The 21,197-nt window shown below is 72.8% G+C and carries 19 protein-coding genes; 16 read left to right on the top strand and 3 right to left on the bottom strand.

Going from position 1 to position 21,197, the window contains the following annotated elements; translation table 11 throughout:
* Window positions 1-2: 2 nt before the first annotated feature.
* From murF to ACIBCT_RS24440, 12 genes are all read left to right on the top strand, one after another.
* The gene (gene murF / locus ACIBCT_RS24495; RefSeq protein ID WP_399192177.1) at window positions 3-1,400 is read left to right on the top strand and encodes a UDP-N-acetylmuramoyl-tripeptide--D-alanyl-D-alanine ligase; all 1,398 of its coding nucleotides are present in this window, start codon (window positions 3-5) and stop codon (window positions 1,398-1,400) included.
* Complete coding sequence (gene mraY / locus ACIBCT_RS24490) at window positions 1,397-2,455, top strand: phospho-N-acetylmuramoyl-pentapeptide-transferase (protein ID WP_344896777.1); 1,059 nt, start codon at window positions 1,397-1,399, stop codon at window positions 2,453-2,455. Before murF ends, mraY begins: the two co-directional genes overlap by 4 nt.
* Before the next feature lie 133 nt (window positions 2,456-2,588).
* Window positions 2,589-4,013, top strand: coding sequence for a Mur ligase family protein (gene murD / locus ACIBCT_RS24485; RefSeq protein WP_399192289.1), 1,425 nt, complete (start codon window positions 2,589-2,591; stop codon window positions 4,011-4,013).
* The gene (ftsW, locus tag ACIBCT_RS24480) at window positions 4,010-5,320 is read left to right on the top strand and encodes a putative lipid II flippase FtsW (protein ID WP_399192175.1); all 1,311 of its coding nucleotides are present in this window, start codon (window positions 4,010-4,012) and stop codon (window positions 5,318-5,320) included. Before murD ends, ftsW begins: the two co-directional genes overlap by 4 nt.
* Before the next feature lie 14 nt (window positions 5,321-5,334).
* Entirely contained in the window at window positions 5,335-6,432 is a 1,098-nt protein-coding gene (gene murG, locus ACIBCT_RS24475) for an undecaprenyldiphospho-muramoylpentapeptide beta-N-acetylglucosaminyltransferase (RefSeq protein ID WP_399192173.1), read from the top strand.
* Between the two features lie 124 nt (window positions 6,433-6,556).
* A complete protein-coding gene (gene murC / locus ACIBCT_RS24470; RefSeq protein ID WP_399192171.1) occupies window positions 6,557-7,966 on the top strand; it encodes a UDP-N-acetylmuramate--L-alanine ligase in 1,410 nt (469 codons plus the stop codon).
* Between the two features lie 52 nt (window positions 7,967-8,018).
* Window positions 8,019-8,687 carry a cell division protein FtsQ/DivIB gene (locus tag ACIBCT_RS24465; RefSeq protein WP_399192169.1) on the top strand — a complete coding sequence of 223 codons (669 nt, stop codon included), beginning with the start codon at window positions 8,019-8,021 and terminating at the stop codon, window positions 8,685-8,687.
* Window positions 8,688-8,912: 225 nt separating this feature from the next.
* The gene (gene ftsZ / locus ACIBCT_RS24460) at window positions 8,913-10,334 is read left to right on the top strand and encodes a cell division protein FtsZ (protein ID WP_399192167.1); all 1,422 of its coding nucleotides are present in this window, start codon (window positions 8,913-8,915) and stop codon (window positions 10,332-10,334) included.
* 119 nt (window positions 10,335-10,453) lie between these two features.
* Complete coding sequence (locus tag ACIBCT_RS24455) at window positions 10,454-11,131, top strand: YggS family pyridoxal phosphate-dependent enzyme (RefSeq protein ID WP_399192287.1); 678 nt, start codon at window positions 10,454-10,456, stop codon at window positions 11,129-11,131.
* Between the two features lie 118 nt (window positions 11,132-11,249).
* The gene (locus ACIBCT_RS24450) at window positions 11,250-11,753 is read left to right on the top strand and encodes a cell division protein SepF (RefSeq protein ID WP_344904613.1); all 504 of its coding nucleotides are present in this window, start codon (window positions 11,250-11,252) and stop codon (window positions 11,751-11,753) included.
* Window positions 11,754-11,835: 82 nt separating this feature from the next.
* Entirely contained in the window at window positions 11,836-12,123 is a 288-nt protein-coding gene (locus ACIBCT_RS24445) for a YggT family protein (protein ID WP_344904616.1), read from the top strand.
* Window positions 12,124-12,172: 49 nt separating this feature from the next.
* A complete protein-coding gene (locus ACIBCT_RS24440) occupies window positions 12,173-13,030 on the top strand; it encodes a DivIVA domain-containing protein (RefSeq protein WP_344904620.1) in 858 nt (285 codons plus the stop codon).
* Window positions 13,031-13,359: 329 nt separating this feature from the next.
* Here ACIBCT_RS24440 and ACIBCT_RS24435 read toward each other — a convergent pair whose 3' ends face one another.
* Together ACIBCT_RS24435 and ACIBCT_RS24430 are read right to left on the bottom strand one after the other, a co-directional pair.
* Window positions 13,360-13,515, bottom strand: a complete 156-nt coding sequence (locus ACIBCT_RS24435; protein ID WP_399192164.1) for a hypothetical protein — start codon at window positions 13,513-13,515, stop codon at window positions 13,360-13,362.
* A gap of 714 nt (window positions 13,516-14,229) precedes the next feature.
* A complete protein-coding gene (locus ACIBCT_RS24430; RefSeq protein ID WP_399192162.1) occupies window positions 14,230-15,144 on the bottom strand; it encodes a pentapeptide repeat-containing protein in 915 nt (304 codons plus the stop codon).
* A 46-nt stretch (window positions 15,145-15,190) separates the two neighbouring features.
* On the opposite strand from ACIBCT_RS24430, the gene ACIBCT_RS24425 reads away from it, so the two are divergent.
* On the top strand, window positions 15,191-15,361 hold the full coding sequence (locus ACIBCT_RS24425) for a hypothetical protein (protein WP_399192160.1): 171 nt from the start codon (window positions 15,191-15,193) through the stop codon (window positions 15,359-15,361).
* A gap of 183 nt (window positions 15,362-15,544) precedes the next feature.
* On the opposite strand, the gene ileS is transcribed toward ACIBCT_RS24425, so the two are convergent.
* Window positions 15,545-18,697, bottom strand: a complete 3,153-nt coding sequence (ileS, locus tag ACIBCT_RS24420) for an isoleucine--tRNA ligase (protein ID WP_399192158.1) — start codon at window positions 18,695-18,697, stop codon at window positions 15,545-15,547.
* Window positions 18,698-19,172: 475 nt separating this feature from the next.
* Here ileS and ACIBCT_RS24415 point away from each other — a divergent pair, with 475 nt between their 5' ends.
* From ACIBCT_RS24415 to ACIBCT_RS24405, 3 genes are all read left to right on the top strand, one after another.
* Window positions 19,173-19,592: a TraR/DksA family transcriptional regulator gene (locus tag ACIBCT_RS24415; protein ID WP_399192156.1), complete on the top strand. Its 420-nt coding sequence runs from the start codon at window positions 19,173-19,175 to the stop codon at window positions 19,590-19,592.
* Window positions 19,593-19,663: 71 nt separating this feature from the next.
* Complete coding sequence (locus tag ACIBCT_RS24410; RefSeq protein ID WP_399192154.1) at window positions 19,664-20,242, top strand: signal peptidase II; 579 nt, start codon at window positions 19,664-19,666, stop codon at window positions 20,240-20,242.
* A complete protein-coding gene (locus ACIBCT_RS24405; protein WP_399192152.1) occupies window positions 20,235-21,164 on the top strand; it encodes an RluA family pseudouridine synthase in 930 nt (309 codons plus the stop codon). The genes ACIBCT_RS24410 and ACIBCT_RS24405 overlap by 8 nt, the downstream gene beginning before the upstream one ends.
* The last annotated feature ends 33 nt before the right edge of the window (window positions 21,165-21,197 follow it).

Below are 21,197 nucleotides of genomic sequence, written 5' to 3'. Positions count from 1 at the left end.
TCATGATCCCGTTGCCGCTGGCGAGGATCGCCGAGATCACCTCGGGGGCCCTCGCGGGCATGGCCGACCCACGCGCGGTGGTGCGCGGCCCGGTCGTCATCGACTCCCGCGCCGTCGTACCCGGGGCGCTGTTCGTCGCGATCAGGGGTGAGCGGGCCGACGGGCACGACTTCGCCGCGCGTGCCGTCGAGGCGGGCGCGGTCGCCGTACTCGCCGACCGGCCGGTCGACGCCCCCGCCGTCGTCGTCGGCGACACCGTGGCGGCCCTGGCCTCGCTGGCCACCGCCGTCTGCGCGGACCTGCCGGTCGTTACGATCGTCGGCGTCACCGGCTCGGCGGGCAAGACCACCACCAAGGACCTGCTGGCCCGCCTCACCGCCAGGATCGGCCCGACGGTCGCGCCGGTCGAGTCGTTCAACAACGAGATCGGCCACCCGCTGACCGTGCTCAAGGCCGGCGAGGACACCCGGTACCTGGTGCTGGAGCTCAGCGCCAGGAACGCCGGGCACATCGCCCACCTGGCCCGGATCGCCCCGCCGAGCATCGGCGTGGTCCTCAACGTCGGCACCGCGCACCTGGGCGTCTTCGGCAGCAGGGAGGCGATCGCCCGCGCCAAGGGCGAGCTGGTCGAGGCGCTGCCCGAAGACGGCGTGGCCGTGCTCAACGCCGACGACCCGCTGGTGGCCGCGATGGCCGGGCGCACCCGCGCCCGCGTCACCTGGTACGGCCGGGCGCGGGACGCGCACGTGCGGGCCGAGAACGTCACCGTCGACGACCGGGGCCGCGCCTCCTTCACGCTGCGCACCCCCTCCGGCGCCGCCCCGATCGGCCTGCGGCTGTACGGCGAGCACGCCGTGCAGAACGCGCTGGCCGCCGCCGCGGCCGCCTACGAGCTCGGCCTGCCGGTCGCCACCATCGCCGAGGAGCTGTCGGAGGCCGAGCCGCGCAGCCGCTGGCGGATGGAGGTCACCGACCGCGCCGACGGCGTGACCGTGGTCAACGACGCCTACAACGCCAACCCCGACTCCATGCGCGCGGCCTTCGCGGCGCTGGACGCGCTCGCGGGCGGACGGCGCCGCTTCGCCGTCGTCGCCGCCCTGCGCGAGCTGGGCGAGGAGAGCGACGCGCTCAACGAGGAGCTGGGCCGCCTGGCCGGTGGCGCGGGCCTGGCCGGCCTGCTGGTCGTCGGCCCCGACGCCGAGCCGGTGCTGGCGGGCGCCCAGGCCGCCGTACGGGACACCGGGGCGGCCACCCGGGTCGCGCACGCGGCCGACGTGACCCGTGCGGGCGAGGAGCTGGCCACGCTGCTGGTGCCCGGAGACGCCGTGCTGGTCAAGGGACCGCGCGCGGCCGGCCTGGAACGGGTGGCCGCGGCCCTGCTCGGGGGTGACCGCCGATGAGGGAGATCCTCGTCGCGGCCGCGGTGAGCCTGGTGCTGTCCATGCTGGGCACGCCGCTGGCGATCCGGCTGTTCTCCCGGCGCGGTTACGGGCAGAGCATCCGGGAGGAGGGGCCGTCGGGCCACCACGACAAGCGCGGCACCCCCACCATGGGCGGCACGGTGATCGTGATCGCCTCGCTGGTCGGCTTCGCCTGCGCCCACCTGTACAGCCTCACCCCGCCCACGGCCTCGGCCGTCCTGGTGCTGTTCCTGATGACGGGGCTGGGCGCGGTCGGCTTCCTCGACGACTTCATCAAGATCTACAAGCAGCGCAGCCTGGGCCTGCGGAGCGGTGCCAAGGCGCTGGGCCAGCTCGTCGTGGGCGCGGTCTTCGCGGTCCTGGTGACCCGCTTCCCGAACGAGTACCTGATCACCCCGGCCGAGACGCGGCTGTCGTTCCTGCGGGACTTCGGCCCCTCGATCGGCATCGTCGGGTTCACCATCTGGGTGCTGATCATGATCGTGGGCTTCTCCAACGCGGTGAACCTCACCGACGGACTGGACGGCCTGGCCAGCGGCGCCACCGGCGTGGTGCTGGGCTCGTACGTGCTGATCGGCAACTGGCAGCTGCGCAACAGCTGCACCACCCAGCTCGGCCCCAACTGCTACTGGGTGCGCGACCCGCTGGACGTGGCCGTGGTGGCCGCGGCCGTGCTCGGCGCGCTGGTCGGCTTCCTGTGGTGGAACGCCCCGCCCGCGAAGATCTTCATGGGCGACACCGGGTCGCTGGCCCTGGGCGGCGTGGTCGCCGGTCTGGCCATCACCACCCGGACCCAGCTGCTGCTGATCATCCTCGCCGGCCTGTGCGTGCTGATCACCATGTCGGTGATCATCCAGGTGGGCTTCTTCAAGATGACCGGGAAACGGGTCTTCAGGATGGCCCCGCTGCAGCACCACTTCGAGTTGTCGGGCTGGGCGGAGACCACCATCGTGGTCCGCTTCTGGCTGATCGCCGGCCTGTGCGCCGCCGCCGGGCTGGGCCTGTTCTACGTGGAATGGATGCCCAAGCTGTGAACGGCGTACCGGAGAACGGCGACCCGGCGCACGGCGCCCGGGTGAGCGGCGGCGTCACGGTGGACGCGGCGCGGGGGGTCCGGTGATCTGCGTCGCGGGCCTGGGCGTCTCGGGCGTCGCCGCCGCCCGCGTGATGGCCGCCCGGGGCGAGAAGGTGGTCGTCCTGGAGGGCAGGGACGGCGAGCGGGCCAGGACGGTCGCCGCCGAGCTCGCCGCGCTCGGTGTCGAGGTCCGCTTCGGCGAGCCGGCCGAGCCCCCGCCGGGCACCACGACGATCGTCACCACCGGCTGGCCCCCGCACCACCCGATGCTCGCCGCCGCCGCGGCGGCCGGGATCGAGGTGATCGGCGAGGTCGAGCTGGCCTGGCGGCTGCGCCCCGAGGGGGCCGCCCCCTGGCTGGCGCTGACCGGCACCAACGGCAAGACCACCGCGGTCCGGATGCTCACCTCGATGCTGCTGGCCGCCGGGCACCGCGCACTGGCCGTCGGCAACGTCGGCACCCCGGTGGTGGAGGCCGTCGGCGGGCCGTGCGAGGTGCTGGCGGTGGAGCTGTCCAGCTTCCAGCTGCACCGCTCGCCCGGCATCGCCCCGCTGGCCGCCGCGGTGCTCAACGTCGCGCCCGACCACCTGGACTGGCACGGCTCCATGGAGGAGTACGCCCGCGTCAAGGGGGAGATCTTCGCCCGGGCCGGGACGGTCGTGTACAACGCCGACGACGAGTGGGCGACCAGGCTGGCCGCGCCGTACCTGACCGCGCCCGGCACGGCCGTGAGCGCGACCGGGCCCGCGGCGGTGCCCGGGTCTGCGACGGTCCCGGCGACGGTGCCCCCGGGCGTGCGGAGCGTGGGCTTCACCCTGGGCGTCCCGCGTCCCGGGCAGCTCGGCGTGGTCGAGGACCTGCTGGTGGACCGGGCGTTCACCGCCGACCCGGTGACCGGCGCCGAGGAGCTGGCCTCGTTCGGCGACGTCCGCCCGCTCGCGCCGCACAACGTGGCCAACGCGCTCGCCGCCGCCGCCCTGGCCAGGGCCTACGGGGTGCCCGCGGACGCGGTCCGGCGCGGCCTGCTGGACTTCGTGCCCGACCCGCACCGGATCGCGCACGTGGCCAGGGTCGCCGGGGTGGACTACGTGGACGACTCCAAGGCCACCAACCCGCACGCGGCCGCCGCGTCGCTGGCCGCCTACCCCTCGGTCGTCTGGGTCGCCGGTGGGCAGCTCAAGGGCGCCGACGTCGGCGAGCTGGTGCGCCGGGCCGCGCCCCGGCTCCGCGGAGCGGTGCTCCTGGGCGTCGACCGCGGACGAATTCGCGAGGCTCTGGCGCGACACGCCGGGAATGTTCCGGTGGTGGAGGTGGCCGGGCAAGACACTGGGGTCATGGATCGCGTCGTCACCGAAGCCGCCAGGCTCGCCGCCCCCGGAGACACCGTGCTGCTGGCCCCGGCCGGTGCCTCCTGGGACATGTTCACCGGATACCCCGCCCGAGGGGAGGCGTTCGCCAGGGCCGTGCACCGCCTCGCCGGGACCGGCACCGGGACGGACGGCGGACCGCGGGCGTGAGCGCGACCGCGCACGAGAGGGCGGCGCAGGAGAAGACCGCGCACGAGAAGGTCCCCGGCCGCCCCGACGGGTTCCGCGAGCACCTGACGGCCCTGCGCGAGATGCTCGACCGGCCGCTGACCTCGTACTACCTGATCCTGGGGTGCAGCGCGCTGCTACTGGTGCTGGGCCTGATGATGGTGCTGTCGGCCTCCAGCATCGAGGCGCTGCAGGAGGTGGGCGACCCCTTCTACTGGTTCTTCAAGCAGTCGATCTCGGCCGCGCTCGGCCTGCCGCTGATGTGGATCTGCGCGCACCTGCCGCTGCGGTTCTTCCGGCTCGCCGGGTACCCGCTGATGGTGCTCTCCCTGCTCGCCCTGGTGCTGGTGCTGTTCGTCGGCACCTCCCAGCTCGGCGCCCAGCGCTGGATCGACCTGGGCCCGATCTACCTGCAGCCGTCCGAGCCCGCCAAGCTCGGGCTGATGCTGTGGGGGGCCGACCTGCTGGCCCGCAGGGCGCGGGGCGGCCTGATCGAGTGGCGCAGCCTGCTCATCCCGCTGATGCCGGGCACCGCGATCCTGGCCGTCATGGTCATGCTGGGCAGCGACCTGGGCACCACCCTGGTGCTGATGATGATCTTCCTGTCGCTGCTGTGGGTGGTGGGGGCGCCGCTGAGACTGTTCGGCGGCATCCTCGCGATGGCCGTGCTCGCGACCGTCGTCATGATCACCACGGAGGGCTACCGCTGGGACCGGGTCACGGGCTGGCTCGACCCGTGGGGCAACGCCCAGGGATCGGGCTTCCAGGCCGTACAGGGGCAGATCGCCATCGGCAGCGGCGGCTGGTTCGGCCTCGGCCTGGGCTCCAGCCGGCAGAAGTGGAGCTGGATCCCGCACGCCGAGAGCGACTTCATCTTCTCCATCCTCGGCGAGGAGCTCGGCCTGATGGGCACGCTCGTCGTGATCGCGCTGTTCGGGCTGCTCGGCTACGCCGGGCTGCGGGTCGCCACCCGGGTCAAGGACCCGTTCGTCCGGCTCGCCTCCGTCGCCACGGTCGCCTGGATCGTCGGCCAGGCCATCGTCAACATCGGCGCGGTCATCGGCGTGCTGCCCATCACCGGCATCCCGCTGCCGCTGGTCTCCTACGGGGGGTCGGCGCTGCTGCCCACCCTGGCCGCGCTCGGCATGCTGCTGTCGTTCGCCAAGCACGAACCCGGCGCCCGCGAGGCGCTCGCCGCCCATGGCCCCGGACCGGTGGCGCGGGGCCTAAGCTGGCTTGGCCTGGGTGGTCCGGCCCGGAGACGATGGCCGGTCCGCGGACGACGATGAGCGAAAGGACCGAAATGAGGGTGGTCCTCGCCGGTGGCGGGACGGCCGGTCACATCGAACCGGCGCTGGCCCTGGCCGACGCGCTGCGCAGACTCGACCCCGACATCGCCATCACCTGCCTCGGCACCGAGCGCGGCCTGGAGACCCGGCTGGTGCCGGCCAGGGGGTACGAGCTGGAGCTGGTGCCCGCGGTGCCGCTGCCGCGCGCCCTGACACCCCAGCTGCTGAGCGTGCCGGGCCGCCTGGCGGGCGCCGTCAACGCGGCCGCCGCCATCATGGACCGCGTCCGGGCCGACGTGCTGGTCGGCTTCGGCGGCTACGTGGCGACCCCGGCCTACCTGGGGGCGCGCCGGCGCGGCGTGCCGATCGTGGTGCACGAGGCCAACCCGCGTCCCGGCCTGGCCAACCGGCTGGGCGCGCGCCTGACCGAGCACGTCTTCACCGGGCACCCGGACACCCCGCTGAGCAACGCCGAGTACGTCGGCATCCCGCTGCGCCGCGAGATCGCCGACCTGGACCGGCTCTCCATGGGCGACAAGGCGCGCTCCTGGTTCGGCCTGGAGGCCGACCTGCCGACGCTGCTGGTCACCGGCGGCTCCCAGGGGGCCCGCTCGCTCAACCGGGCGGCCCTGGCCGCCGCCCCCGCGCTGCGCCGCGCCGGCGTGCAGGTGCTGCACGTCATCGGGCCGAAGAACACCCTGGAACAGGAGCCGCCACCCCCGGGCGACCCGCAGTACGTCGTGCTGCAGTACGTCGACCGGATGGACCTGGCCTACGCCGCGGCCGACTTCGTCCTGTGCCGCAGCGGCGCCATGACCTGCGCCGAGCTGACCGCGGTGGGCCTGCCGGCGGTGTACGTCCCGCTGCCGCACGGCAACGGCGAGCAGCGGCTCAACGCCACGCCGATCGTGCAGGGCGGCGGAGGCATGATGGTCGACGACGCCGAGCTGTCGCCGGAGTGGATCGTGCACAACGTGCTGCCCGTCCTGCGCGACCCCGAGCGGGTCGTCGGCATGTCGGAGGCGGCCTCCAGGATGGGCAGGAAGGACGCCGACGTGGCGCTGGCGCACCGGGTGCTGCGCGTGGCGGCGCAGGGCAGGGCCGCCGGATGAGCGCGCGGACGGGCGCACGGCGGATCCGGCGCGGCGCTCACCCGGCGCGGCACGGGTGGACAGGGGCGCGAACGGGTGGGACACGAGGCCGCCGGCGCGGCGTACGAGGAGGAGTGAGCGGCCGATGAGCCTTGTCAAGCTGGTGGATCCGGTCGCGGCCGGCGACCTGGGGCGGGTCCACTTCATCGGGATCGGCGGTTCCGGCATGTCCGGGATCGCGCGCATCCTGCTCAAGCGGGGCGTGCCGGTCTCCGGCAGCGACGCGCGCGGGTCCGAGATGGTGACCGAGCTGCGGGAGCTGGGGGCGAGGATCCACATCGGCCACGCCGCCTCGCACATCAGGCAGGTCGACACCGTCGTGGTCTCCACCGCGATCCGCGACTCCAACCCCGAGCTGGGCGAGGCGCTCCGCCAGGGCCTGCGGGTCATCCCCAGGGCCGCGGCGCTCGCCTCGGTGATGGCGGGCAGGACCGGGGTGGCGCTGGCCGGCACCCACGGCAAGACCACCACCACCTCGATGCTCACCGTGGCCCTGCAGAAGTGCGGCGCCGACCCCTCGTACTGCGTGGGCGGGCAGCTGGTGACGACCGGGCTGGGCGCCGACGAGGGCTCGGGCACGGTGTTCGTCGCCGAGGCCGACGAGAGCGACGGGTCGTTCCTGATGCTGGCCCCCGACATCGCGGTGGTGACCAACGTCGAGCCCGACCACCTGGACAACTACGGCGACCCGCGCGCCGTGCACGACAGTTTCGCCCGCTTCGTCGAGCGCGTCGGCACCACCATGGTGCTCTGCGCCGACGACCCCGGCTCGGCCGCGCTGATCCCGATCGCCCGCGCCCGCGGCCTGAAGGTCGTCACCTACGGCGAGTCCGGGGAGGCCGACCTGAGGGTGAGCGACATCACCCCCGAGGGGCTGGGCCTGAGCTTCAGGCTCGGCGGCCACGGTGAGGTCAGGCTCGCCGTGCCCGGCCGCCACAACGCGCTCAACGCGGCCTCGGCCATCGCGGTGGCCGGTGAGCTGGGCGTCTCCTTCGGGGAGATCCGCGACGGCCTGGCGCTCTTCACCGGCGCCAAGCGGCGCTTCGAGGCCAAGGGCGAGGCGGGCGGGGTGGCGGTCTTCGACAGCTACGCCCACCACCCGACCGAGCTCGCCGCCGACCTGCGCGCGGCCCGGGACGTGGTCGCGTCCTTCGCCTCCGGCGACGGCAGGGTCATCGCGGTCTTCCAGCCGCACCTGTACTCGCGCACCAGGTTCTTCGCCGACGAGTTCGGCACCGCGCTCGGCCTGGCCGACGAGGCCATCGTGCTGGACGTCTACGGCGCCCGCGAGGACCCCGAGCCTGGGGTGTCGGGGGCGCTGGTGGCGGGCAAGGTGACGCTGCCCGCCGAGCGGGTGGCCTACGCGCCCGACCGGGACGGGGTGCCCGCCCTGGTGGCGGGCCGGGCCCGGCCCGGTGACATCGTCCTGACCATGGGCGCGGGCGACGTGACCGAGCTGGGGCCCAGGATCGTGGCGGAGCTGGCCGCGCGGTGACGCGCGCCGGCGGGTTCGGGCCCACCGCGGAGGGGGCGGTGATGAACCGGTGATGAACGGTGTGTGGAGATCGGGCGTCCTGGTGCTGCTCACCGTGGCGGTCGTCGGCATCGCCGCCTGGCTGGTGTTCTTCTCGCCGGTGCTCGGGGTGCGGGAGATCGAGGTCGTGGGCAACGCGGACGTGTCGGACGAGCAGATCCGGCGGACGGCGCAGGTGGCCGACGGCAGGCCGCTGGCCACGGTCGACGTGGCCGAGGTCACCTCCAGGATCCGCGCCATCCCGCAGGTCGAGTCGGTGAAGGTCAGCCGTACCTGGCCGGACACGCTGCGGGTGCAGGTCGTCGAGCGCGAGCCGGTGGCGGTGGTGCCGGCCGGCGGCCGGTCCGCGCTGATGGACCGGCACGGGGTGGTCGTCGAGGTCAGGGACGTGGCCCCGCCGGTCCTGCCCGTGCTGCGGGTGGCCCGGCCCGGCCCCGGGGACCCGGCGACCGCGGCGGCGCTCACCGTCATCACCGCGCTGCCGGACGATCTGGCGCGCCGGGTCGCGGAGGTGCTCGCCCCCTCGGCGGAGACGGTCTCGCTCCGCCTCAAGGACGGCCGCTCGGTCGTCTGGGGCGGCGGCGACCGTCCCGCCGACAAGGCGCGCATCCTTGTTACGCTGCTCGAACGCCGGGCCGACAGCTATGACGTCAGTTCGCCTGACGTGGTGACCGTCAAGTGATCTCATCGAAGGGCGGGCCTTCCCGGAAAAGGACGGCCCGCGACACGCTGGACGTGCTTGCGGCGCGGTTAGTTGACCCGCCAGGAGCGCAACTCCTACTGTCCGTATCACTCCTCAGGTTGACATAAAGCTAAATCTCAACTTGAGGGTGAGGGTTTCAAAAACGACGGCACGGGCCCCGTGCCGCATGAAATTGCAAGTCAACGAGCGGAAAGGCCCCTCGTCGTGGCAGCACCGCAGAACTACCTCGCGGTCATCAAGGTTGTAGGAATCGGCGGAGGCGGAGTCAACGCCGTCAACCGGATGATCGAGGAGGGACTCAAGGGCGTCGAGTTCATCGCCATCAATACCGACGCCCAGGCGCTGCTGATGAGTGACGCCGACGTCAAGCTCGACGTCGGGCGGGAGCTCACCCGCGGCCTCGGCGCGGGGGCGAACCCCGAGGTCGGGCGCAAGGCGGCCGAGGACCACCGCGAGGAGATCGAAGAGGTCCTCAAGGGTGCCGACATGGTCTTCGTCACCGCCGGTGAGGGCGGCGGCACCGGCACCGGCGGCGCCCCCGTGGTGGCCAACATCGCCCGCACGCTGGGCGCGCTGACCATCGGCGTGGTGACCCGGCCCTTCAGCTTCGAGGGCCGGCGCAGGGCGATGCAGGCCGACGCCGGGATCGAGACCCTCCGCGAGGAGGTCGACACCCTCATCGTGATCCCGAACGACCGGCTGCTGTCGATCTCCGACCGGCAGGTGAGCGTGCTGGACGCCTTCAAGGCGGCCGACCAGGTGCTGCTCTCCGGTGTCCAGGGCATCACCGACCTGATCACCACCCCCGGCCTGATCAACCTCGACTTCGCCGACGTGAAGTCCGTCATGTCCGGGGCCGGTTCGGCCCTGATGGGCATCGGTCACGCGCGCGGCGACGACCGCTCGGTCGCCGCGGCCGAGATGGCCGTGTCCAGCCCGCTGCTGGAGGCCAGCATCGACGGCGCGCACGGCGTGCTGCTGTCCATCGCCGGTGGTTCCGACCTCGGCCTGTTCGAGATCAACGAGGCGGCCCAGCTCGTCTCCACCGCCGCGGCTCCGGACGCCAACATCATCTTCGGTACGGTCATCGACGACGCCCTCGGCGACGAGGTGCGCGTCACCGTGATCGCCGCCGGGTTCGACGAGCCCGAGCCCGCGCCCAAGCAGCTCGCGCAGCCGGCCGCGCGTCCCCAGCAGGCCACGCGTCCCGCCCCGGCACCGCAGGCCGCCCCGGTCCGGCCGCTGGCCCCCACGGTCAAGAACGAGCCGCGCTCCGAGCTCCGGCACGAGCCGCGGCACGAGGGCCGCCACGAGGCCAGGCCCGAGCCCAGGGTGGAGCACGCCCCGCCCCCGTCGGTGCGGCCGGTCGCCACCCCGCAGCCCGCGCCCGTGGAGCAGCCCGCCCAGCAGATCCACCCGGTCCAGCCCGCGTCCTCCCCGTCCGAGGGCGGCGAGCCGCACCGCGGGGAGGAGCCGCACACCCCGCCGCTGTCGATCCCGCGTCCCGCCCCCGAGCCGTCACAGCCCACGCCGATCTCCGCGCGGGTCCCGGACCCGGCCCGGCGCCGACCAGTGATCTTCGAGGAGCAGGAGGAGGAGCTGGACGTCCCCGACTTCCTCAAGTGAGATCGGTCACCCCGGGAACGGGGGACGAGCGCCCCGCCGCGCCGGCGGGAGCCGACGGGGACGGCTCCGCGGACCGGCCGGCCGGCGCGGACGCGGCGCAGGCGACACGACGTGACGAGATCGCGGCCGGCCTGGCCCGGGTCGAGGCGGAGATCGCCGAGGCCTGCCGGGCGGCCGGACGTCACCGCGAGGAGCTGACGCTCGTCGCGGTGAGCAAGACCTACCCCGCCTCCGACGTGCGGCTGCTGGCCGGGCTCGGCATCACCGACGTGGGGGAGAACCGCGACCAGGAGGCCTCGGCCAAGGCGCGCGACTGCGCCGGCCTGGACCTGCGCTGGCACTTCATCGGCCAGCTGCAGACCAACAAGGCCCGCTCGGTGGTCGGCTACGCCGACGTCGTCCACTCGGTCGACCGCCCGCGCCTGGTCACCGCGCTCAGCCGGGAGGCGCTCGCGGCGGGACGCCGGATCACCTGCCTGGTGCAGGTGGCCCTGGACGGGGACCCGGCCAGGGGCGGCGCGCGGCCCGAGGAGGTCGAGGCGCTGGCGGACGCCGTCGCCGGTGCCGGAGGACTCGCGCTCGGCGGGGTGATGGCGGTCGCGCCCCTCGGCCAGGACCCCGGCAGGGCGTTCGCCCGGCTGCGGGAGATCGCGCACTCCGTCCGCGAGGCCCACCCCGAGGCCGTCGTCGTCTCGGCAGGGATGAGCGGGGACCTGTCCCAGGCCATTGCCAACGGCGCGACACACCTGCGTGTTGGTACGGCGTTGCTCGGTCGCAGGAAGCCCTTCGTCAGGTAATGTCCCTTCAAGTGGACCTTGGCATCCACGTGTCCTGACAGCGGTCGAACGGTGGTGAGCTCAAGGCGGTCGGCCGGCCCCTCGGGCGCATCGAGGTAAGACGGAGGAAGAAGTAGCGATGGCCGGCGCGATGCGCAAGATGGCGGTCTACCTCGGTCTTGTCGAGGACGACCGTTACGAGAGATACGACAGCTACCCCGACGACGAGTACGAGGAGTTCGACGACACGCGCCGCGAGGGCGACGAGCGCCCTGGCACGGTCCACGACCTTCCGGACGACACCGACCCGGCCGTACCCGCCGTCAGGCCCGCGACGGCCGTCCTGGAGCGTCGTACGACCGATCTGGCACGCATCACCACCCTTCACCCCCGTACGTACAACGAGGCGCGGACCATCGGCGAGCACTTCCGGGACGGCACACCGGTCATCATGAATCTGACCGAGATGGTTGACAGTGACGCAAAGCGCCTCGTCGATTTCGCGGCAGGTCTGGTCTTTGGCCTACACGGCAGCATTGAACGTGTTACCAACAAGGTGTTCCTGTTGTCCCCAGCCAATGTCGAGGTGACCGCCGAGGACAAGGCCCGAATCGCGGAACGCGGATTCTTCAACCAGAGCTAGAGTTCCATCATGAACAGTGACCGGCCCGACAGGTCCCGACGGGGCAGCGGACGGCGGAGCGAAGTGGAGGCGGGGGCGGACCGTGGAGATCGTTAGTGGGGTCCTGGTCTTTGTCCTGTCGATCTACCTCGTTCTGCTGATCGGCAGAATGATCTTGGAGACGGTGCAGGCGTTCGCCCGTCAGTGGCGGCCCACCGGCATCGTCCTGGTGCTGGCGGAGCTCGTATACACGGTGACCGACCCACCTCTCAAGTTCCTCCGCCGTTTCATTCCACCACTCCGGTTGGGTACGGTGGCCTTTGACCTAAGCTTCACACTGCTGTTCATCTTGGTCGTGGTCTTGATCCAACTCGTGTCCGCGCGTTTTTGATCGGGTACCGTCCCCCCGGACAGACTCCAAGCGCGCCAAGGAGACCGAAATGCCGTTGACGCCCGCCGACGTGCGGAACAAGCAATTCAGTACGACCCGCCTCAGGCCGGGCTACGACGAGGAGGAGGTAGACGCCTTCCTCGACGAGGTCGAGTCCGAGTTGGACCGTCTCATCCAGGAGAACGAGGAGCTCCGCGCCAAGCTGGCGGAGTGCCTGCGGGGCAAGGTGCCCGGCGGGATGGGCATGGCCATGGCGCCGGCCCCCATCGCCGAGCCCAAGCCCGAGATGATGATGCAGCAGCCGGAGCCGATGCGCGCTCCCGAGCCGGTGCAGCACCAGCAGCCCGTCCCGGTCGGCATGGGAATGCCCCCGGCCGAGGACAACATGGACACCGCCGCGCGCGTGCTCGCCCTCGCGCAGCAGACCGCGGACCAGGCCATCGCGGACGCCCGCCGGGAGGCGGACGAGACCGTGACCCGTGCGCGCCGCGAGGCCGACGACATCCTCGGCAAGGCGCGCCGCCAGGCCGAGCAGGTCATCGGTGACGCCCGTGCCCGCGCCGAGACGCTGGAGCGCGACGCGCAGGAGCGGCACCGCCAGGCCATGGGCTCTCTGGTGCAGACCCGTGACGAGCTGGAGCGCAAGGTCGAGGAGCTGCGCAGCTTCGAGCGCGAGTACCGCAGCCGCCTGAAGCTGTACCTGGAGAACCAGCTGGCCGAGCTGAACGTCGCCGCCGAGGGCAGCGGCGGGTTCCCGATCGTGAGCGGGCCCCCGGCCATGTCCCACGCGGTGGCTCCCGGCGGTCAGCCGACGCTGCAGAGCGCGCCCAACCCGTTCGGTGGCGAGCCCTCGCAGCATTCGGGCGCCTTCCAGGGTGTTGACGGTCCTCACAACGACCGCCGCTAAGGTGTCGGGTCATTCCTTTGACCCGCATCCGGGAGTCTCTCTGTGATCCTCATCAGCGCCGGTCTGGTACTCACGGCCATCATCCTGCTCATCGCGGGGTTCGTGCTGGCCGAGCTGTACCTGGTCGTATGGTCGATCGCGGTCAGCATGCTGTCCGCCGTCTTCCTGGTGATCGGGGCGTTGTTGCGCCGCCACGAGCTGTTCCCCGGCGGGCGCGCCGGGGCCTCCAAGCCCTCCGGCCCGCAGGGACCGGTGCCGGCCGGGCCGATGCCCGTACCGCACGGAATGCCGAACCGGCCTCCCACGGCAGCGCACCCGGCGGCAGCGCATCAGGTCGCGGTGCACCCCGCGGCAGCGCACCACGGGATGCGGCCGCAGGTGCCCGTCGTCCCGGGCCGGTCGCGCAGCGGCCCGGTGACCGGGCCCGCCACCGCCACGACGGCGAGGCGGGACTCCCTGCCCGCCGACGCGATCGTCCTGGTCATCCCGGGACGCAAGCGTTACCACGTCGAGGGATGCCGTCAGCTGGCCGGCAGGGAGCATGAGGAGCTCACTCACGAGGAGGCGCGCGAGGAGGGCTTCACGCCCTGCACCACGTGCCTGCCCGACCCGGTGGCCGGGACCCGGCCGCAGGACGACCCGTCAGGGGTACGGGAACCCGCCGGGTCGCTGACCGCCTCCCGCGAGCTCCGCGAGTCCGGTCCCGCAGACGGCCCCGGTGAGCCCGGCTCCGCACGGCCCGCCCAGCGCGAGACCGCCACCACCCGCTTCGCCTCCCCGTACGGATCGGTGACGCCGTCCGCCGGGCAGGGGGCCACGGGTTCCACCGGCTCCGGTTCCGGTTCCACCGGTTCCACGGGGCACGGGTCCACCGGCAGGACGCCTTCTGCGGCGCGACCCGAGTCGGCGCGATCCGAGTCCGCGAGGACCGAGTCCTCGGCGTCCGACTCCGCAAGGGCCGAGTCCCCGAGGTCCGGTTTCGCCGCCTCGCAGGCTCGCCCCCACGACTCCCAGGACCCGGGCACCCGTCCCGGGACCTCGCAGCGCGGGCCGGGCTCGCCGTCCGCCGGAGACGACGCCCCGGCGGGGCGGGAGCAGGGCGCCGCGTCCCGGGAGACGTCCGCGGCCCGCGAGACCACCGTGTTCCGCCAGGAGGGAGCGCGCTCCCCGCAGGAGCCCGCCGTTCCGGTGGCACGGCCCTACGTCCACTCCTCCGAACCGCAGAAGAGGCCCCAGGAGCCCGAGAGGGCCCCGGCCTGGGCCATGGACGCGCCCACCCCCGCGCTGCCGATCCGGCTGCCGAAGATCCCCGAGATCCCGCACGCCGCGTCCGAGGCGACCAGCTGGTTCAGCCGCGACGCGGTCACCCGGACACCCGCGGCCGAACCGGAGAACCCGACCGGGCCGGAGACGCCCGCCCGGCCCTCCGAGCCCGAGGTCGAGCCCGAGGTCGAGCCCGAGGCCAAGGCCGACGCCGGTCCGTCCGCGACGTCCGCCGGGTCCACGCCTCCCACGTCCACGGCGCCCGAGCCCGCGGTGTCCGAGCCCACGGTGTCCGGGCCCGCCTCCTCCGGCAGCCGGGCCGAGACGCCCGGGGAGGGGCGTGACGGGGCGTCCGAGCGCACCGGACGGGAGAGCGACGGGAAGGACGCCGTCGCCTCCACCGCCGTCGCCTCCACCGCCGTCGCCTCCACCGTGGCCGCCGAGACCGGTTCCGAGCCGAAGGAGCCGGAGGCCGCCGAGCCGGAGCCCACGAGGCCGAAGCTCGCACGACCCGCGTTCACCGAGTCCGGGAGCGCCACCTCCGAGGGCGGTGGTCCGGCGAAGGGCACCGGAGAAGCCGGCGACGAGGCCGTGCCCGCGACGCGGGAGGAGGGCCCCGGTTCGGAAGGGCCCGATACGGCGTCAGAGAGCGAGGCGGACGGGAAGACGGCGCCGGAGAGCACGGCGTCCCAGAGCACCGCGTCCGAGAGCACGGCGTCCCAGAGCACCGCGTCCGAGAGCCCGGCCTCCGGAGATGCGGCGTCCGAAGGCGTGGCGTCCGGGGACGCGACCCCCACCGGGGACGGGCGCTCCTCCGACCGGGACGATGACGACACCTCTCCCGGTGGCATCCCCGCCGTCAAGGACGAGTCGCCCTCCGACGACCGCAAGGAGGCGGTGGACGACGCCACCGTCATGGTCATCGTCGGCACCCGCCGCTTCCACGACCCGGCCTGCCCCCTCCTCAAGGGCGTGGGCGACGGCGGGGTCGAGTCCACGACGCTCGGCGAGGCGGAGAAGGCCGGGCTGAGCAGCTGCTCGGTCTGCCTGAACGACGTCGCGCCCTGAACGACGTCGCGCCCTGAACGGACCGGTCCCGAGGTCGTCCTCGGGACCCGTCGCTTCCGGACCCGTCGGCTTCAGGGACGGCCCGACGCCCTCGCCACCGGACCACCGGACGGCGTACGTCCCCCGGTCCTTCTCCCGCCCGGTCACCGGGCGGGAGAAGGACCGCGAACGATCGGGAGCCGGTCAGGAGGCGACGCGGCGGAGCTGAAAGGTCAGGCCCAGCTCGTCATCGCGGTGGACGGGGAGGTCCTCGGCGCCGCCCTCGGTGAGCGAGACGGCCAGGACCTCGGTGGACACGGTCCGGCCCTCGGTCCGCAGCGCCTCGGCCAGGTCGGCGTCGTCGGTGGACCACCACACGTCGATCCGGTCGGAGATCGCCAGGCCGGTGGACTTGCGGGTGTCCTGGAGCAGGCGGACGACGTCGCGGATCAGGCCCGAGCGGCGCAGCTCGTCGGTGATGGTCAGGTCGAGGGCGACGGTCTCCCCGGCCCCGCTCTCCACCGCCCAGCCCGACCTCGGCTGCTCGGTGACGATCACGTCCTCGGTGCCGAGCTCCACCACGCCCAGCTCGCCCACCTCCACCGCGACCGGCGCGCCGGTACGCAGGGCCGCGGCCAGCCAGGCGGGTTCGGCGGAGGTGACGGCCGCGGCGACCAGCTTGGTCTGTGAGCCGAACCGCTTGCCCAGTGCCCGGAAGTTGGGCTTGACGGTGAAGGAGACCAGGTCGGCGCCGATCCCGGACAGGTCCTCCAGGCCCTTCACGTTGAGCTCCTCGGCGACCAGCTCGCGCAGCTCCACGGGCAGCGCGGCCCAGCCCGGGGCGCCGACCAGGGCGCGGCCCAGCGGCTGGCGGGTCTTCACCCCGCTGGAGGCGCGGGCCGAGCGGCCCAGCTCGACCAGGCGGCGGACCAGGGCCATCCGCTCCGACAGCTCCGGGTCCAGCAGCTCGGCGTTCACCTCGGGCCAGGTGGCCAGGTGGACCGAGGACGGGGAGCCTGCGTCGCGGAGCACGTCCCAGACGTAGTCGGTGGTGAAGGGCACCACCGGCGCCATCAGCCGGGTGACGGTCTCCAGGCACTCGTACAGCGTGGCGAACGCCGCGGTGTCCCCGGCCCAGAACCTGCGGCGGGAGCGCCGCACGTACCAGTTGGACAGGTCGTCGAGGAACTCCGCGAGCCGCCGCCCGACCCGGGCGGTGTCGAAGACGTCCATCGACGCGGTGACCTCGGTCACGGTCCGGTGCAGCTCGGCCAGGGCCCAGCGGTCGATCAGCGGGCGCTCCGCGTACGCGGGCGCCTCGGCCAGGTGTGCCGGTGACCAGGACTCGGCGTTGGCGTACAGGGTGAAGAAGGAGGCGGTGTTCCAGTACGTGAGCAGGACCTTGCGGACGATCTCCTCCAGGGCGCCGTGCCCGACCCTGCGGGCGGCCCAGGGGGAGCCGGAGCAGGCCATGTACCAGCGCAGCGCGTCGGCGCCGTGCCGGTCCATCAGCGGCATCGGCTGGAGCACGTTGCCCAGGTGCTTGCTCATCTTGCGGCCGTCCTCGGCCAGGATCAGGCCGAGGCAGAGCACGTTCTCGTAGGAGGACCGGTCGAAGACGAGCGTGCCGACCGCCATCAGCGAGTAGAACCAGCCGCGGGTCTGGTCGGTGGCCTCGCAGATGAACTGCGCCGGGTAGGCCTTGTCCAGCATCTCCGCGTTGCGGTACGGCGCCCCCCACTGGGCGAACGGCATCGAGCCCGAGTCGTACCAGGCGTCGATCACGTCCGGCACCCGGCGCGCCTCGTTCCCGCAGGTGGGGCAGGGCAGCGTGACGTCGTCCACGTAGGGGCGGTGCGGGTCGAGCGCGGAGACGTCCTGCCCGGACAGCCGGCCCAGCTCCTCCAGCGAGCCGACGCAGGTGACGTGCGACTCGTCGGCGGTGCAGACCCACAGCGGCAGCGGGGTGCCCCAGTAGCGCGAGCGCGACAGCGACCAGTCGACGTTGTTGCGCAGCCACTCGCCGAAGCGGCCCCACTTGATCGTGTCGGGGTACCAGCCGGTCTTCTCGTTCTCGGCGAGCATCCGGTCCTTGATCGCGGTGGTGCGGATGTACCAGGCGGGCAGGGCGTAGTACAGCAGCGCGGTGTGGCAGCGCCAGCAGTGCGGGTAGCTGTGCTCGAAGTGGCCGCCCCGGTACAGCAGGCCGCGTTCCCGCAGGTCGGCCGTGAGGTCCTCGTCGGCCTCCTTGAAGAACCGGCCGCCGACCTGCGGCACGGTGTCGAGGAAGCGTCCGTCGGGGCCGATCGGGTTGACCACGGGCAGCCCGTAGCGCTTGCAGGTCGCCATGTCGTCGGCGCCGAAGGCGGGGGCCTGGTGGACCAGGCCGGTGCCGTCCTCGGTGGTGACGTAGTAGCCGAGCACCACGTAGTGCGCGCCGGGGATGTCGACCAGGTCGAAGGGGCGCGCGTAGGTGGTGTGCTCCAGCTCGGTGCCGGTGAAGGAGGCCAGCACCTCGGCGCCCTCGCCCAGCGCGGCGTCCAGCAGCGGCTCGGCCACCACCAGGACCTCGTCGGAACCGGCAGGGCGGGCCGCCACGTAGGTCACGTCGGGGTGCACGGCCACCGCGGTGTTGGAGACCAGCGTCCACGGCGTGGTGGTCCAGATCAGCAGCGAGGCGCCCAGCTCGGCCAGCGGGCCGGAGGTGGCGGGCATGCGGACGTGGACCGAGGGGCTGGTGACGGTCTCGTAGCCGCCCGGCTGGCCCAGCTCGTGGTCGGACAGGCCGGTGCCGCAGCGGGGGCAGTACGGGGTGATCCGGAAGTCGCGGAAGAGCAGGTCCTTGTCGAAGATGACCTTGAGCGACCACCAGACGGACTCCACGTAGTCGGGGTCCATCGTGCGGTAGGCCTGGGACAGGTCGATCCAGTAGCCCATCCGCTCGGTCATCTGCTCGAAGGCGTCCACGTGCTTCAGCACGGACTCGCGGCACCTGTCGTTGAACTCGGCGATGCCGTACTCCTCGATCGCCTTCTTGCCGGACAGGCCGAGCGACTTCTCGACGGCGACCTCGACGGGCAGGCCGTGGCAGTCCCAGCCGGCCTTGCGCGGCACGCTGTAGCCCCGCATCGACTTGTAGCGGGGGAAGACGTCCTTGAAGACGCGGGCCTCGACGTGGTGGACGCCGGGCATGCCGTTGGCGGTGGGCGGGCCCTCGTAGAAGACCCAGGTCGGGGCGCCCGCGTTCTGCTCGACCGAGCGCTCGAAGATCTTGCCGTCCTGCCAGCGGCCGAGCACCTCGTGCTCGAGCGCGGGAAGGTCGACCTGCGCGGGAAGGGAGCGGAAATGGGCGGACATGATGGGCGGGACCTCCACGCTGGAAACCGGCTGTGGCGTGGAGGGACGAGGCCGTCGGGCCCCGCGGTACCACCCTCCTTGACCCCTCCGCGCGGAGAGGCCCTCTTCCTTGGGTCTGCTGCCGGGTCTAGTGGGCCGCGGACCCTGGCGGGTCACCGCGGCCGTTCTTCCGGCGGCTCCGGGGTGATCTTCCCACCGCGCCTCGCCCCGGGCTCACACCGTCCCCGGGTCGCTCGTGCGAGGGGATGCGGAGGTGGCTGTCCCCATCAACGCCCTGCAGGCTCACACGATAACGCACCCGCAGGGTGGAGGCTTCCGGATGTCGGGGGGCGTAGGACGGAATCAGGAAGAAGCGACCGGATGTTACTGGAGTGGTAAACATCACGGCGGGTCGTTTGCCGTTCTGTTATGGGGGACCTAAGCTGCCCGCACCGTTTACCACATCGGATACGGTCCATCGAACAAGGAGGCCGCCATGGCCGCGACCGTGCGCGCAGACAACAGCGCGGTGGCGTCGTCGAAGGACGGCGCCGTCGTCACCTGGTCGGCCGAGGAGCTCGCGGAGGTCCGCGGGCAGCTTGCCGAGGAGGTCCGTGAGCTCACCGAGGAGATCGCGAAGTCCGAGACGGAGATCGCGTCGAGCGACGTGACGGACGGGGCGGGTGACGACCAGGCGGACGCCGGAGCCCGTACGTATGAACGCGAGCGTGAAATCGCCCTTACCCTGAACTCGCGCGATCTGGTCGCGCAGAACGAGCGAGCGATCGCCCGGATCGACGCGGGGACCTACGGAGTGTGCGAATCGTGCCATCAGCCGATCGGAAAGGAGCGCCTTCAGGCGTTTCCGAGGGCGACGCTCTGCGTGGCCTGCAAGCAGCGGGAGGAGCGCCGCTGACCGGCGACACCGGCACCGGTGACCCCGGCGACACCGGCGGGCCCCGCGGCACCGGTGACACCGGCGATGTCGTGGACGGGGCGGTCCCGGCCGCCCCGCTCGCGAGACGGCGGGTCGCCGTGCTCGCGGTGATCGTCCCGATCGTCTACGTCCTCGACCTCGCCACCAAGACGCTGGTGCTGAGGACGCTGGAGGGCAGGGAACCCCTCGTGGTCGTCCCCGGCCTGCTCCAGTTCCGGGTGATCTTCAACTCCGGGGCCGCCTTCGGCCTCGGCACCGGGATGACGATCGTCTTCACCTGTGTCGCCGCCGCCGTCGTGGTGGCGATCCTGCGCACCGCCCGCAACCTGCGCAGCCTGCCCTGGGCGATCACGCTGAGCCTGCTGCTCGGCGGGGCGATGGGCAACCTCACCGACCGGCTCTTCCGCTGGCCCTCGGGCTTCGGCCCCGGGCGTCCCTCACCGCTGCAGGGGCACGTGGTCGACTTCGTGGAGACCTTCCCCGGACACTTCCCGGTCTGGAACGTGGCCGACTCGGCGATCGTCTGCGGCGGGATCCTGGCGGTCCTGCTGGCCTGGCGCGGTTACCAGATCGACGGCACCCGCGACACCGGGTCCACGCGGGACGCGAAGGGGAACGACGATGACTGACCGGCGGAGCCTCCCGGTGCCCGACGGGCTGGAGGGCGAGCGGCTCGACGCCGCCCTGTCGCGCCTGTTCGGCCTCTCCCGCACCCGCGCGGCCGAGCTGATCGTCGCCGGTGACGTACTGGTGGACGGTTCGACCGCGTCCAAGTCCGACCGGGTGCACGGGGGAGCGTGGCTGGAGGTGACCCTCCCGCCGCCGCCCAGCGCGCCGATGCCGGTGGCCGAACCGGTGCCCGGCATGCAGATCGTGTACGAGGACGACGACATCGTCGTGGTCAACAAGCCCATCGGCGTGGCGGCCCACCCGACCACCGGCTGGACCGGCCCCACCGTGATCGGCGGGCTGCTCGGCACGGGTCACCGGGTGGCCACCAGCGGCGCGGCCGAACGCCAGGGCATCGTGCACCGGCTGGACGCGAACACCACCGGCGCCATGGTCGTCGCCAAGAGCGAGCACGCCTACTCCCACCTCAAGCGGGCCTTCAAGGAACGCACGGTCGACAAGCGCTACCACGCGCTGGTCCAGGGGCACCCCGACCCGCACCGCGGCACCGTGGACGCGCCGATCGACCGCCACCCGGTCGGGGACGGCCGCTGGGCGGTCGTGGCCGGGGGCAAGGACTCGATCACCCACTACGACACGATCGAGGCGTTCCGGGCCGCGTCCCTGCTGGACATCAAGCTGGAGACGGGACGGACCCACCAGATCCGGGTCCACATGTCGGCGCTGCGCCACCCGTGCGTCGGCGACATGCTGTACGGGGCCGACCCGACCCTGGCGGCGCGCCTGGGCGTGAGCCGGCAGTGGCTGCACGCGGTCTCGCTGGCCTTCGAGCACCCCTCCACCGGCGAGTGGGTCTCCTTCAGCACCGCCTACCCCGACGACCTGGCGCACGCGCTGAAGGTCGTCGCCGAGGAGTCCTAGCCGGGTCCTCGCCGTGAGCCGGCCCCCGTGGTG

This window comes from Streptosporangium sp. NPDC050855 (assembly GCF_044456585.1).
GTDB classification, from domain to species: Bacteria; Actinomycetota; Actinomycetes; order Streptosporangiales; family Streptosporangiaceae; genus Streptosporangium; species Streptosporangium longisporum.
Note: the sequence above shows the minus strand (reverse complement) of the source record. Positions and strands in the feature narration are given on the sequence as shown.

Excerpts from the sequence above, each read along its gene's own strand:
- murF (WP_399192177.1), top strand. The coding sequence starts at position 3 with ATGATCCCGTTGCCGCTGGCGAGGATCGCCGAGATCACCTCGGGGGCC.
- ACIBCT_RS24430 (WP_399192162.1), bottom strand. The coding sequence starts at position 15,144 with ATGCCACCGGGAGAGGTGTCGTCATCGTCCCGGTCGGAGGAGCGCCCG.
- ACIBCT_RS24440 (WP_344904620.1), top strand. The coding sequence starts at position 12,173 with ATGCCGTTGACGCCCGCCGACGTGCGGAACAAGCAATTCAGTACGACC.
- ACIBCT_RS24415 (WP_399192156.1), top strand. The coding sequence starts at position 19,173 with ATGGCCGCGACCGTGCGCGCAGACAACAGCGCGGTGGCGTCGTCGAAG.
- ACIBCT_RS24465 (WP_399192169.1), top strand. The coding sequence starts at position 8,019 with ATGAACGGTGTGTGGAGATCGGGCGTCCTGGTGCTGCTCACCGTGGCG.
- ACIBCT_RS24450 (WP_344904613.1), top strand. The coding sequence starts at position 11,250 with ATGGCCGGCGCGATGCGCAAGATGGCGGTCTACCTCGGTCTTGTCGAG.
- ACIBCT_RS24405 (WP_399192152.1), top strand. The coding sequence starts at position 20,235 with ATGACTGACCGGCGGAGCCTCCCGGTGCCCGACGGGCTGGAGGGCGAG.
- ACIBCT_RS24435 (WP_399192164.1), bottom strand. The coding sequence starts at position 13,515 with ATGACCAGGACGATCGCGTCGGCGGGCAGGGAGTCCCGCCTCGCCGTC.
- mraY (WP_344896777.1), top strand. The coding sequence starts at position 1,397 with ATGAGGGAGATCCTCGTCGCGGCCGCGGTGAGCCTGGTGCTGTCCATG.
- murC (WP_399192171.1), top strand. The coding sequence starts at position 6,557 with ATGAGCCTTGTCAAGCTGGTGGATCCGGTCGCGGCCGGCGACCTGGGG.
- ileS (WP_399192158.1), bottom strand. The coding sequence starts at position 18,697 with ATGTCCGCCCATTTCCGCTCCCTTCCCGCGCAGGTCGACCTTCCCGCG.
- murD (WP_399192289.1), top strand. The coding sequence starts at position 2,589 with ATGGCCGCCCGGGGCGAGAAGGTGGTCGTCCTGGAGGGCAGGGACGGC.
- murG (WP_399192173.1), top strand. The coding sequence starts at position 5,335 with ATGAGGGTGGTCCTCGCCGGTGGCGGGACGGCCGGTCACATCGAACCG.